We start from the raw sequence: 13134 nt of genomic DNA, 5'->3' as shown, positions 1-13134 counted from the left end.
CGTTACCTACAAATCTTAGGCTCCGACAATTTGCTCAAGACGATAACCCAGCATGCGTAGGGTAGTGATATGAACCGTAGACTTAAGGTGCGTAATCTTCTTACGCAAGAAGGAGATATATGCCTCCACCGAATTCTCGGAAGCATCGCCATCAATGTTCCAAACGCGGGTGAGAAGATCTTGCTTGGAGATAATTCTGCCCTTTGAGTTCATGAGCATGGACATAACCTCGTACTCTTTTTGAGAAAGGTGCACGGTTTTGTCTCCACAACGAAGATCGTGGGTGGAGAGGTCCAGCATAAGATCACCAAAGCTCAGCTCATCAATGACGACGTCTCCCTGCCGACGCGTAAGCGCACGAACGCGGGCGACAAGCTCTATGCCTTCAAACGGTTTGGTCATGTAGTCGTCCGCACCGGCATTAAGGCCTTCGACCTTATCGGCGATTTGCGTGCGTGCCGTAAGTATGAGCACAGGAAGGGAGTTGCCTTTCTCGCGCATCTTGGATACGAGGGTCATGCCATCCATTTTGGGAAGCATAATATCTAGTACTATTGCGTCAAATCTGCCGCTATTTGCCTCTTCCAGACCAGCCTGACCATCATAGGCAGCCTCTGCTTTAAAGCCGCTGTCCTCAAGAATTTTGCAGATTGCATCAGACATGTTTTTCTCGTCTTCGCATACCAAAATATTCATTGGGAACCTCCTTTGTTATAGCTGGTTCATACTGTTGTATGAACCTTTATTTCGTATAACAAGAATATACACTTTCAGGTTCCTAAAAAAAGTGCTTTTCGTAAGAATTTATTTAATATTTTTTACGAACTTGCAGACGTGCTTTTCAGATGCGGATTTATGTCATATTATTATCTATTGCTGTATGTAGCTTTGCGGCAAACCAATTCTGATTACCCGTGCCGCATTCGTTTAAAGAGGAGTTTTACTTTGGCAGTCAAGATTCGTTTGGCCCGTCATGGTGCCAAGAAGCGTCCCTTCTATCGCGTCGTTGTTGCAGATGGCCGTATGCCTCGCGATGGTCGTTACATCGAGTTGGTTGGTCGCTATAACCCCCTTACCACCCCTAAGACCATCGAGATTGATCTCGAGAAGGTAGATGCATGGGTAGCAAAGGGCGCACAACCCACCAATGCCGTTGCTCATCTTATTGATATTGCTCGTGGCGCCGCTCCAGAGCCTTCCAAAAAGGACAAAAAGTCCAAGAAGCAGATTGCAAAGGATGCCGCCGCTGCTGAGGAAGCTGCTGCTGCCGCAGAGTCTGCAGAGTAATTATGTCTTTTGATGCGGAAGAGGAGTACACCCTTACTGCTGATGAGGGAAGTGCCTCTGAGGGTTTGCCATCAGACCAAGTGGCAGATCTTGTTGAGTATGTTGTTTGTGGTTTAGTAGACGACGTCAATTCCGTGTCGCTTGATGTTACCGATAGCGACGATGGAACGCTCATCGAGGTATCGTGCTCTGAAGAAGACACAGGCAAGGTAATTGGTAAGCGCGGGCGAACCATTAAGGCAATTCGTACCCTTGCGCGCGCCTTGGGTCAGCGTGTTGGCACATCGGTTGAGGTAGAAGTTCTAGGTTAGGCATCTTACAGTGTTTAAAGAGCTTAAACCCATAGCTCGTGTGGCAAAAACACATGGTAAAAAGGGGGAGGTCGTATGTGTTCCTGCAGACGGCCTTCCCCTTCTTCTGCATGTTGGCATGTGTGTGTGCATACTGCCGCCTGAGCTCAAAGGTAAAAGATGGTATACCGTGCAGGCTGCAAGCGATAGCAGCGTTGGGCAGTTGGTGCAGTTTGAAGAAGTATCAAACATGTCTTACGCTGAGGAGCTTGTGGGCAAGACGGTCATGGCTTGTGTTCAGGACTTGCCAAAAGACATAGACCTGCAAGATCCAGATGTGCTTCTCGGTAAAGAAGTGTATGACAAGCAAGTTGGTTACCTAGGCATGATAAAAGAGATCATGCGCGGACCTGCCCAGGACGTTTGGGTTATGTACGGTCCCTTTGGTGAGGTACTGCTGCCAGCGGTTGCAGAATTTATTATAGGTTTTGATGAGCAGGGTGCTCTTCATGTGGATGCGCCTCATGGTCTTATTGAGGATTAAAGGAGCCAAGAGTGACGCCTTCATATGAAGCTCTGAGCGTAATTCCAGAAGTTTTTGATTCCTATTTTGCAGCCTCAATTTTAGGCAAGGCCCAGGCACGTGGCATTTTTTCTTTTACGGCGCACAATTTGCGAGACTGGACGCATGATCGTCATAAAACAGTAGATGATGCCCCCTTTGGTGGTGGCGCGGGCATGCTTATGAAGCCTGCTCCGATTTTTGAAGCGCTGGACAGCCTTTGTGATGTCTCGTTGGAAAAACCGCATGTGGTGTTCTTTACACCTACAGGTACTCCGTTTACGCAAACGGTTGCTGAGCGCCTGAGCAAGAAGCCCCGCATTATCTTTATGTGTGGCCGTTATGAAGGCATGGATCAGCGCGCCTATTCCTTGGCGGACGAGGAGCTTTCGTTAGGGGATTATGTTCTGACGGGTGGCGAGCTTGCCTGCATGGTTGTGGTCGATGCAATCGTGCGCCTGCTTCCTGGAGCGCTTGGAGATGAAGCGAGTGCACAGGATGAATCGTTTTCTGATGGACTGCTTGAATACGAGCAATACACCAGACCTTCGAGCTATCGTGGGTTGGATGTGCCCGACGTGCTATTGTCGGGTGATCATGGCAAGATTGCAGCCTGGAGACGTGCAAATGCTTTGGAGCGTACCGTTTTACGTCGTCCCGACTTGCTTGAGCACGCTACTCTATCTAAGGAGGAGCAGCTGTTTGCTCAACAGGTATTGGATGCTCAGATAAAGGAGAACGAGAAGAGCGATGAGTCTCGACACTATCGATAAGACCAATGAGTCTATCGACGAGAAAATCGAAAAGACAGAACCACCTAAAACGGGCACACCGTGGTATGTGCAAACGATAGGTATAGTGGTTGCTGCACTGATATTGTCTGTGTTCATCCGTGTGTTTGTAGCGGAAGTTTTTATCGTCCCTTCGGGTTCCATGCTTCAAACCATTCAGCTGGGTGATCGTTTGGTGGGCGAGAAAATCACGTATCACTTTACCCAGCCCAAAGCAGGAGACGTTATTACGTTCAAAAGCCCGGAAGACAACAGCACCATCCTTGTCAAACGCGTTATTGCCACAGGCGGTCAAACAGTTACCATGCAAGATGGCAAAGTCTTAGTGGACGGGAAAGCATTGGATGAGCCCTATACGGCTGGCAAGCTTTCGTATCCGCTGGATAAGACTATTGTAGAAGGTGGATTGTCCTATCCGTACACCGTCCCCGAAGGATATGTGTGGGTCATGGGGGACAATCGTACCAATTCACTTGATTCTCGTTATTTTGGTGCTGTTTCGGTAGCTAATATTACTTCTCACTGTCTGTTTATTTATTGGCCCTTTGAAGACGCAAGTACGCTGTAGCACGTACGCGGTCATTCCATAAGGAAAGGTATGTGGCATATGAGCAATACGCCCCTTACATTCCAAGATATGATCTTGGCACTAGAACACTATTGGGCAGAACAGGGCTGCACGGTTATGCAACCCTATGATAGCGAGGTAGGTGCTGGTACCTTCCATACGGCAACTTTGTTGCGTTCGCTTGGTCCTGCTGCGTGGCGTTGCTGCTATCCGCAGCCTTGCCGTCGTCCTACGGATGGTAGGTATGGCGAAAACCCCAATCGTATGCAGCACTATTATCAGTTCCAGGTAGTTCTCAAGCCGTCTCCTGCAGATTCTCAGGATTTGTATCTGGGTTCACTGAAGGCCATTGGTCTTGACCCTGCCCAGCATGACGTGCGCTTTGTAGAAGATGACTGGGAAAGCCCTACGCTTGGTGCTTGGGGTCTGGGCTGGGAAGTCTGGATGGATGGCATGGAGGTTACACAGTTTACGTACTTCCAGCAAGTAGGTGGCATTGAAGTAAATCCTATTCCTGTTGAGATTACCTATGGCCTGGAGCGTATTGCAATGTATGCCCAAGGTGTTAACTCGGTATATGACATTGTATGGAGCTATCTTCCTGACGGAACTCCCATGACCTATGGTGAAGTCTTCCTAGAAAATGAACGGGAATTTTCTGAGTACAACTTTGAAGTAGCAGATGTGGCTTTGATGCGTCGTAAGTTTGATGAGTATGAGGCAGAATGTCAGGCATGCCTTGATCGCAAGTTGCCACTTCCTGCATATGATTGCGTGATGAAATGCAGCCACGCCTTTAATTTGCTTGACTCTCGTGGTGCTATCTCTGCTACGGAGCGTGCAAATTATATTTTACGTGTTCGTAGCATAGCCAAACGTTGTTGTGAGTGCTATTTGGCAGAGGTTGCTTGTGCATCTAGTGATGTCAAGCAGGTAGGAGGGGTAGCCTAATGGCTCAAACACAGGATTTTTTGCTCGAAATTGGTACAGAGGAAATGCCCTCGGCACCCTTGAATAATGCCTGCACTCAGCTTAGTAAGCTTATGACCAAGGCTCTTGATGAAGCCGGTCTAGCGCACGGTGCCATTCGTGTTATTAGCAGTCCTCGCCGTTTGGCGGTTTTGGTGGAGGATCTTTCGGTGGCAACCGAGGAAATCCATGAGGTTAAGCGTGGTCCTGCAAAGGCAATTGCGCTTGATGCAGACGGTGCGTATACAAAGGCTGCCGCTGGTTTTGCCCACAAATGCGGGATTGAACCTGCTCAGTTGGTATGTAAGATGGACGATGATGGCCGTGAGTATGTCTTTGCAGAAATTAACATCGCTTCTCGTCCTGCCAAGCCTATTTTGACCTCGCTGTGCCACGATCTTATCGGCACGATTGAGTGGCCTAACTATCGCAGCCAACGTTGGGGTTGTGTTCGAGAGTCTTTTGTACGTCCTATTCGTTGGATTTGTGCACTGTTGGGCTCTGAAGTTGTGCCCGTACACTACGGTGATGTGAGTGCTTCCAATACTACGCGCGGGCATCGGGTGCTTTCTGAGGGTACCTATACGGTTGCCTCTCCCGCTGTGTATGAAGAGGTTCTTAAAGAGGCACATGTGCTTGATGCACCAGAGCGTGCTCAGCGTATTCGTGAGCAGATTGCACAGGTGCAAGCGGCGCGTCCAGGCAGTCATGTTGACACCCCTCAGCGCACGTTTGATGAGGTAGTTAATCTGTGCGAGTGGCCTACGGTTATGGTCGGCAGCTTTGATGAGGAATTTCTTGCTGTTCCTCACGAGATTATCTGTGAATCCATGCTTTCCAATCAGCGCTATTTCCCCATCTATGATGCAGAGGGCAAGCTTACGCGCGAGTTTGTTGTTGTTTCCAATGGAGATCCTACATACGAGAAGACCATCGTTAATGGCAATGAGCGCGTAGTGCGCGCCCGCTTGGACGATGCAAAGTTTTTCTATGAAGAGGACCTTAAGGTTGAGCTGGATGAATTTGTCCAGCGTTTGGACCGCGTTGTTTTCCAAGAAAAGCTTGGTACCGTTTTGCAAAAGGTTGAGCGCATGGAGCGCATTGCACGCGCTGCAGCTCAGGCCATCAAGCTGGATGAGGCACAAACCACGCAGGTTGTTCGTGCGGCTCATTTGGCAAAGGCGGACTTGGTAAGTCAAGCAGTCATTGAGTTCACGAGCCAACAGGGTGTTATGGGTGGCTATTATGCGCAGGCAGCTCAAGAGGATCCCCAGGTAGCCATTGCAGTAGCACAGCACTACCGCCCTCGCTTTGCTGGTGATGTTTTGCCTGAAAATACCTATGGTAAGCTGGTTGCTTTAGCGGATAAGTTAGATACCGTTGCTGCTCTGTTTGCGATAGGGGAGCCTCCTACGGGTTCATCCGATCCCTTTGCGGTGCGTCGTGCTGCCATTGGCATTATTGCGCTTTTGCGCGCATTGCCTGCAGTGCAGCTGCGTGCTCTTATCGACTGCGCTCTTGATGGGCTTGCACAGCAGGGTATATCTTTTGATAAGAACGATGTTGCGGTGCAGGTAGCCAATTTCTTTGGTGGCCGCCTGGCAACTATTGCCAAAGATGAAGGCGCCAAGCCCGATACCATTGAGGCGGTTAGTGCCGTTGGCATCATTGATCCGCAAGAGTTTCTTAATCGCGTTGCCGCTCTTGATCAGGCGCGTGCAACCAACCCAGAGCTCTTTTTGGCACTGGCCGGTGCGTTTGCCCGTGCTTCTCACTTGGCCGATGCATCCCTGGGCAGCCAGGTTGATGTTTCTATTCTGACCGATCCCGAGCAACAGTTGCTTCATTCCATCAGCTCTGCCGAGAAAAACGTTGGAGAAGCGATGGAGGCGGGCAACTTTGCCGAAGCTTTACACGCGCTTGCCCAACTGAAGGGCCCCATCGACCGATTCTTTGATGAAGTCATGGTCATGGACAAGGATGATACAGTTAGGAATAATCGTTTGAGACTGTTGAATCGTTTTTGCAACGTCTTTGCTGACGTAGCTAATATTGGAGCCCTGGCTCGCAAGAACTAGGTGCTTATTGAAAGGAATGCATGACGTGAAGGCAAACTTTGATCTTGTTGACGACACAGCCTGTGAGGACGTGCCTGTCGTACATATCTTGTCGGACTCTTTAGGTGATACCGCAAGTGAGGTAGTAAATGCCGCCGCCTGTCAGTTCCCCGATGAGTCCATTCGTATTGAGCGTTTGGCAAAAGTTTCCAATATCGAGCAGGTCCGTGAGTATTTAGACAGCCTGGATGATCCCGACAAGCAAACCGCTGTGTTCCACACCATTGTTGATGCCCGCTTGCGTGCCGATGTCCGCCGCGAGCTTGATCACAGGGGCATTCCTTCCATTGATTTGATGGGTCCTGCCATCACGGTTATGTCAAGCTTGACGGGTGAGGAGCCCAAGAACATTCCTGGTGTTATCCACAACACCGACGATCGGTATTTCCGTCGCGTTGAAGCCATGGAGTTCTTTGTTGAGCATGATGATGGCCGCAATCCACAGGATTTGGGTATGGCGGACGTTATCTTGGTGGGTGTTTCTCGTACCTCTAAGACACCACTGTCCATGTATCTTGCATTTTTGGGCTTTAAGGTGGCCAATGTACCTCTGGCCTTGGGTGTTGAGCCCCCTGCGGAGCTTTTGAATGTCAGTCCTTCCAACGTCTTTGGTTTAGTGTCCTCTACGGATGTATTGGCCGCTATTCGCCAGCGCCGCCTGTCTGATGATGCTGCCTTTGCCATTGCTGGCTCCTACGCAGATCCCCAAGAGATTGATGTAGAGCAGGATGAGGCGCGTAAATTTATGAAGCGTTTAGGCTGCATTATCATTAATACTGAGGGTAAAGCAGTGGAAGAAACCGCATCAGAAATTATCGAGCATATAGAATCTATTCGTAAGACGCGCGCCGCCCTGTCAGAGTAGTGTGGGGCAGTCTTAGCTGGCCGTATAAAGGCTTACTCGAATATACATAGGATGCACAGGAGATGTTCATAGCATCTCCTGTTTTTTATAACTCAGCACCAATATTGCATCTCTTTTTCGTCCGTCTACGGAAAATATGAGCCTATGAGCGGTTTTCGCTGTCCCAAATTTGTCCCTATTGGTAACAATTGGACTAAGACTTTACGTGTAGAGCGTGAGCTGGTTGCATACGTTGTGTGCATGGACCCAAGGAGTGTAAATGGCTGATACAAAACATGTTTACCGCTTTGGTAAAAACGCCGAAGGCGTTGATGTTACTGAAGCAGCAGGAAAAACAGTCGATGAAGCCAAGTACATTGTCGGCGGCAAAGGTGCAAACCTTGCCGAGATGGCTCGTATTGGCCTTCCGGTTCCTCCAGGATTTTCCATTACGTGCCAGACCTGTGTAGCGTATTCCAGCGCTGGCAATACCTGGACTGATCAGGCGGTTTTGGATGAGATTGATGCCGCACGAGAAGATCTTGAGCAGCGTATGGGCAAAAAGCTGGGCGATCCAAAGGATCCTCTGCTTGTTTCCGTTCGTTCTGGTGCACCGTTCTCCATGCCTGGCATGATGGATACCGTCCTCAATCTTGGTCTTAACGATGTTTCCGTCAATGGTCTTATCGCTCAGACTGAAAATCCTCGCTTTGGTTGGGACTCATATCGTCGCTTTATCCAGATGTTCTCCAATGTTGTTATGGGTGTAGATGCGGATCTGTTTGAGAATGCCATTACCTCCCGTAAGTTGGCTAAGGGCGTTAAAAGCGATACAGATTTGACCGCTGATGACCTAAAGGATCTGGCTGGTCAGTTCAAGGAGATTTTCTCCAAGCATGTGGATGCTAAGGAGCATCCCGAGGTTGTGGATGCTTCCGGTAAAGTCTCCTTCCCTCAAGATCCTCAGCTGCAGCTCAAGCTTGCTATCGAGGCAGTATTTGGCAGCTGGATGAACAGCCGTGCCATTTTGTATCGTAAACAGAACAAGATTTCTGATGATCTTGGTACTGCTGTAAACGTACAGGTCATGGTCTTTGGTAATAAGGGTGAGACCTCTGCTACCGGTGTTGCCTTTACACGTAACCCCGCAGATGGCACCAATGAGCGCTATGGTGACTTCTTGGTTAACGCTCAGGGTGAGGACGTTGTTGCAGGTATTCGCAATACTGAGCCCATTGATGACCTTATCAAGATGCCTGCCTTTAAGCAGTCTGGCGAGGAGCTCTTCCATATCTTTGAGGTGCTGGAAGATCACTACCGCGACATGATGGATATTGAGTTTACTATCGAGCAGGGCAAGCTTTGGATGCTTCAGACCCGTATTGGTAAGCGTACCGCTCTGTCTGCTCTTAAGGTTGCCATTGATATGCAGCGCGAGGGCCGCATCTCTAAGGAAGAGGCTGTACTTCGCGTGAATCCTTCTCAGCTGGATCAGTTGCTGCATCCACAGCTTGACCCCAGTGCCAAGGTTGAAGTTTTGGCTACCGGCCTTAACGCAAGTCCTGGTGCCGCTGTTGGCGAGGTTGTTTTCTCGTCTGATGATGCCGTTGCCTTTGCAGAGCAAAATCGTCCCTGCATTTTGGTTCGTTGGGAAACAAACCCCGATGACCTCAAGGGTATGGTTGCCGCAGAGGGCATCCTTACCAGCCACGGTGGAAAGACCAGCCACGCAGCCGTTATCGCTCGTGGCATGGGTTCTCCTTGCGTGTGCGGCGTAGAAGCGCTCAAGATAGATGCTACACGCAAGGAAGCGCGTGTTTCTGGCACCAATGTTGTTTTGCATGAGGGCGATGTCATTTCCATTGACGGTACCACCGGTCGTGTGGTTCTTGGCTCGGTTGCACTGGTTCGCCCTGATCTTAGTGGTGATCTTGAGGTTATTCTCGAGTGGGCGGATGAGATCCGTCTGGATGCTTCTCGCGGTCGCAACATTGGCGTCCGTGCAAATGCGGATAACCCTGATGATGCCCAGCTTTCTCGTGACTTTGGTGCAGAAGGAATTGGTCTGTGCCGTACCGAGCACATGTTCTTGGGTGAGCGCAAGCAGATCATTCAATCCTTTATCTTGGCTGAGTCTGACGGCGTAAAGGAGCATGCATTAGGTCAGCTTCTGGATGCCCAGAAGGGCGACTTCCTGGGTATGTTTGAGGCCATGAACGGACGCACCGTTATTGTGCGTTTGCTCGATCCTCCTCTGCACGAGTTCTTGGACAATCCACGCGCCATTGCGGTAGAGCTTGCTCACATGGAGGAGCAGGGTGCTCCTAAGTCTCAAATTGCCGAGAAGCGCAGCCTGCTGCGTCGTATTGATGCCATGGTTGAGGCCAACCCCATGCTTGGCCTGCGCGGTTGCCGTTTGGGCATTGTCTATCCTGAGCTGATTGACATGCAGATTCGCGCTATTGCCTCCGCTACTGCAGAGCTTAAGAGTCGTGGCCTTGATCCTAAGCCCGAGGTCATGGTGCCTTTGATTTCCACCGCAGAAGAGCTTATTCAGCTCCGTGCTCAGATTGAGAAGGACATTGAAGAAGTAGGCGCTCGCTATGGTATTGATCTGGATATTCCTATCGGTACCATGATTGAGCTCCCGCGCGCTGCTCTTGAGGCGGATGAAATTGGTAAGTATGCTGACTTCTTCAGCTTTGGTACGAACGACCTTACGCAGACAACCTTTGGTTTTTCTCGCGATGACGTTGAGAGTGCCTTTATCCCAACCTACCTCCGTCGCAAGATTTTGGCCTCCAACCCCTTTGAGACGCTTGATAGCGGCGTAAACAAGCTGGTCAAGATTGCACTTGAAAGCGGTCGCGCTGCCAATCCTAAGATTGTTTGCGGCGTTTGCGGTGAGACCGGCGGCGATCCTGAGTCCATTCACAGCTATTACGAGGATGGCTTGGACTACGTCAGTTGCTCGCCGTATCGTGTGCCCATTGCACGTCTGACAGCTGCTCAGGCAAAGATTTTGGCAAATGGCGGCGCTGTAGAGCGCGACGTGTAAGCATATGTAGGAAGCTTTGTGAGGGGATGGGTTGTAAAACTCCTCCCTTTTTGCTGCATACACAGCGTTGCTGCTACACTGCTAGCAGAAAGGAGAAAGTATGTCCAATCAAACTCAGTTGGCTTATCGAGAAGTGCTTGAACAACGCGAGCACGAAATCCTGTCTGAGTATGCAGCATTTTCTGACATGACCGTGGGTCGTCTGCACGATGAGGAGCCCGATCTGTACCGCACGAGCTTCCAGCGTGATCGTGATCGTATCTTGCATTGCAAAAGTTTTAGACGTCTAGCGCATAAAACGCAGGTTTTTCTCGCGCCCGAAGGCGATCATTATCGTACGCGCTTGACGCACTCACTTGAGGTCACGCAAATTGCCCGTGCTATTGCTCGACCTTTGCGTCTTAATGAGGACTTAACCGAGGCAATTGCTCTGGGGCATGATCTTGGTCACACGCCCTTTGGTCATACGGGGGAGCGCACGCTTTCCAGGGCGCTTGCGGAATTTAGGCATCAGCCTGCAGACGAAAAAGGCCTCACACAGCAGTCTCTTATTTTTAAGCACAACGAGCAAAGTGCACGTATTGTTGATTTACTCGAGAAAAACGGACGAGGGCTTAATCTTACGCGTGAGGTTGTAGATGGTATTGTCTGCCACACTGGCAAGCAAAAAGCCATGACACGAGAAGGTCAAATTGTGGCCTTAGCAGATCGCATTGCGTATGTTTCCCACGATATTGATGATGCAACGCGTGCAGGTCTTTTATTCGAAGAGGATTTACCTCACGGGCCACGTCAAGTACTGGGAACGTGTTCCTCACAACGCATTGCCACGATGGTTGAAGATGTAATTGCCACCAGTCAGGCACAAAACGATATTTGCATGTCTCCCCAGGTGTTTGAGGCTATGATGGAGCTGCGTCGCTTTTTGAATGACAATATCTATACAAAAAGTGATGCCAAGGTGGAAGAACCTAAGGCAAATCAACTGCTTTATCTGCTCTTTTTCTATTTTGTAGAGCATATTGATGCAATTCCTGCGGAGTATCGTATTCATGATCAGGACAAACCTGAGATTCAAGTGGCTGATTTTATCGCTGGTATGACGGACCGCTATGCCATTAGAACCTTCCAAAACCTTATGGTTCCCCGCGCATGGCGAATGGGAGGTTCTTTATGAGTTTTGGAAAAGTGATTCGTATTGTGATGTCGCTACTCATTGTAGCGGCAGGTGCGACGGCGGTCTATCTTGCTTACACCGGTACACCGCTTCCGTTTATTCAGGGGTCTGCAAATAGCACGGATACGCTTAAGGAGCAAGATACCCCTCAGGAAAAAAGTCTTGATGATTACAGCTGGGCTGAACTGTCTCAGATTTCTAAAGAGATAGCTGCGGCTTCCACTGATGATCAGGCACGTGCTCTTGCGCAAAAATATAAGTTGGTGGACGAGCAGGGCAAGCTAAGCGATGAAGAGGTTCGTCTTGAACTCAGCGATGGTAGCGTTGCGTCCGCTCAACTGGTAGGTATTCGTCATGATGATATGTCAGATGGTTCAGGTAAGGCGGGTTTGACCTTTGTAACAAAGCAGGCGCTGGATCAGCACAGTATGAATGCCTCTGCTGATAACGCGGGCGGTTGGGAAGCATCAGAAATGCGCAGTTGGTTAGCGTCAACCGTGCTACCCAAGTTCCCTGCAGAGCTTCAATCGACGATTGTTTCTGTTAAAAAAGCTACGAACAATACAGGCAATACTCGTGATGCTTCCACGGTGAGCACAACTGATGACAAGCTGTGGCTTTTATCGGCAACGGAAGTCTGTGGCAAGATTGATTGGTTTGCACATGAGTATGGCAACCAGTATGCCTATCTTGATGACGTGGTTAATGCAGAAGGCACGCAGTATGAACGCTATACCAGTGAAGGAATTACGCCTCATTCTGATCCGTCAGGTACTTTGATTAAGAATTATCAAAGTGAGAAGTCTGCATGGTGGTACCGCTCGGCCTTCTTCTTTGTGTATGAAGGTTTGGAGCATCGTTACTTTTATAACGTACTTCCTACTGGTTACCCCTATGCTTATTCTGCTCCTAATGAGCAGTTGGGTGTTGTGGTGGGTTTTTGCATTTAGATGCTAAAAACCAATTATCACTTGCGCTCTGAAGTTGCTTAGATATACTGGACAGCTGTGTGTAAAACTATGTGTCGTCCGCTTGTGCGCCGGCACCTCTAGAGACGAGGATTCTAATGGATTACATTCGTGCTATTGAGCGTCAGCAGATCCGCGAGGATATCCCTACGCTGCAGGTTGGTGACAATGTAAAGGTTCACTATCGCATTAAGGAAGGCGATCGTGAGCGTGTACAGGTATTCCAGGGTGATATTATTCGCCTTTCTGGTGCTGGTTCTCGTGAGACCTTTACCGTTCGTAAGCTCAGCTTTGGTGTTGGCGTAGAGCGTACCTTCCTCGTACACAGCCCCAAGATTGCTAAGCTTGAGGTTGTACGTCATGGTGATGTTCGTCGTGCTAAGCTTTACTACCTGCGTGATCGCGTTGGTAAGGCAGCTCGTATTCGCGAGAAGCGCTAGACCGCTCGGTTTTCATGAGCTTGTTTATAAAGCCGTCCTTTTGGGGCGGCTTTTTACTTATCC

13 protein-coding genes are annotated in these 13134 nt (G+C 49.5%); 12 read left to right on the top strand and 1 reads right to left on the bottom strand.

Going from position 1 to position 13134, the window contains the following annotated elements; all coding sequences use genetic code 11:
- Nucleotides 1-15: 15 nt before the first annotated feature.
- Nucleotides 16-696, bottom strand: a complete 681-nt coding sequence (locus tag HMPREF1091_RS04940; protein ID WP_002563735.1) for a response regulator transcription factor — start codon at nt 694-696, stop codon at nt 16-18.
- Between the two features lie 249 nt (nt 697-945).
- Between HMPREF1091_RS04940 and rpsP the strand changes: the two genes are divergently transcribed.
- The 12 genes from rpsP to rplS all read left to right on the top strand — a co-directional run bounded on the left by rpsP (nt 946) and on the right by rplS (nt 13071).
- The gene (rpsP, locus tag HMPREF1091_RS04935) at nt 946-1287 is read left to right on the top strand and encodes a 30S ribosomal protein S16 (RefSeq protein WP_002563734.1); all 342 of its coding nucleotides are present in this window, start codon (nt 946-948) and stop codon (nt 1285-1287) included.
- Nucleotides 1288-1289: 2 nt separating this feature from the next.
- Entirely contained in the window at nt 1290-1598 is a 309-nt protein-coding gene (locus HMPREF1091_RS04930) for a KH domain-containing protein (protein WP_002563733.1), read from the top strand.
- 10 nt (nt 1599-1608) lie between these two features.
- Nucleotides 1609-2121: a ribosome maturation factor RimM gene (locus HMPREF1091_RS04925; RefSeq protein ID WP_002563732.1), complete on the top strand. Its 513-nt coding sequence runs from the start codon at nt 1609-1611 to the stop codon at nt 2119-2121.
- Between the two features lie 11 nt (nt 2122-2132).
- Nucleotides 2133-2912: a tRNA (guanosine(37)-N1)-methyltransferase TrmD gene (trmD, locus tag HMPREF1091_RS04920; RefSeq protein ID WP_002563731.1), complete on the top strand. Its 780-nt coding sequence runs from the start codon at nt 2133-2135 to the stop codon at nt 2910-2912.
- On the top strand, nt 2890-3498 hold the full coding sequence (gene lepB, locus HMPREF1091_RS04915; RefSeq protein ID WP_002563730.1) for a signal peptidase I: 609 nt from the start codon (nt 2890-2892) through the stop codon (nt 3496-3498). Before trmD ends, lepB begins: the two co-directional genes overlap by 23 nt.
- Nucleotides 3499-3537: 39 nt before the next feature.
- A complete protein-coding gene (locus HMPREF1091_RS04910; RefSeq protein ID WP_035424692.1) occupies nt 3538-4449 on the top strand; it encodes a glycine--tRNA ligase subunit alpha in 912 nt (303 codons plus the stop codon).
- A complete protein-coding gene (glyS, locus tag HMPREF1091_RS04905; RefSeq protein WP_002563728.1) occupies nt 4449-6545 on the top strand; it encodes a glycine--tRNA ligase subunit beta in 2097 nt (698 codons plus the stop codon). Before HMPREF1091_RS04910 ends, glyS begins: the two co-directional genes overlap by 1 nt.
- Nucleotides 6546-6570: 25 nt before the next feature.
- Complete coding sequence (locus tag HMPREF1091_RS04900) at nt 6571-7449, top strand: pyruvate, water dikinase regulatory protein (protein WP_002563727.1); 879 nt, start codon at nt 6571-6573, stop codon at nt 7447-7449.
- 259 nt (nt 7450-7708) lie between these two features.
- Complete coding sequence (gene ppdK, locus HMPREF1091_RS04895; protein ID WP_002563726.1) at nt 7709-10486, top strand: pyruvate, phosphate dikinase; 2778 nt, start codon at nt 7709-7711, stop codon at nt 10484-10486.
- Between the two features lie 100 nt (nt 10487-10586).
- Nucleotides 10587-11663 carry a deoxyguanosinetriphosphate triphosphohydrolase gene (locus HMPREF1091_RS04890; RefSeq protein ID WP_002563725.1) on the top strand — a complete coding sequence of 359 codons (1077 nt, stop codon included), beginning with the start codon at nt 10587-10589 and terminating at the stop codon, nt 11661-11663.
- Nucleotides 11660-12613, top strand: coding sequence for a DUF6273 domain-containing protein (locus tag HMPREF1091_RS04885; RefSeq protein WP_002563724.1), 954 nt, complete (start codon nt 11660-11662; stop codon nt 12611-12613). Before HMPREF1091_RS04890 ends, HMPREF1091_RS04885 begins: the two co-directional genes overlap by 4 nt.
- A gap of 116 nt (nt 12614-12729) precedes the next feature.
- Nucleotides 12730-13071 (top strand): 50S ribosomal protein L19, encoded by a 342-nt coding sequence (gene rplS / locus HMPREF1091_RS04880; RefSeq protein ID WP_002563723.1) that lies wholly within the window; start codon nt 12730-12732, stop codon nt 13069-13071.
- Nucleotides 13072-13134: the final 63 nt, after the last annotated feature.

It is taken from the genome of Atopobium minutum 10063974 (genome assembly GCF_000364325.1).
GTDB classification, from domain to species: domain Bacteria; phylum Actinomycetota; class Coriobacteriia; order Coriobacteriales; family Atopobiaceae; genus Atopobium; species Atopobium minutum.
The sequence above is the reverse complement of the archived record's forward strand: the minus strand, read 5'-3'. Positions and strand labels throughout refer to the sequence as shown.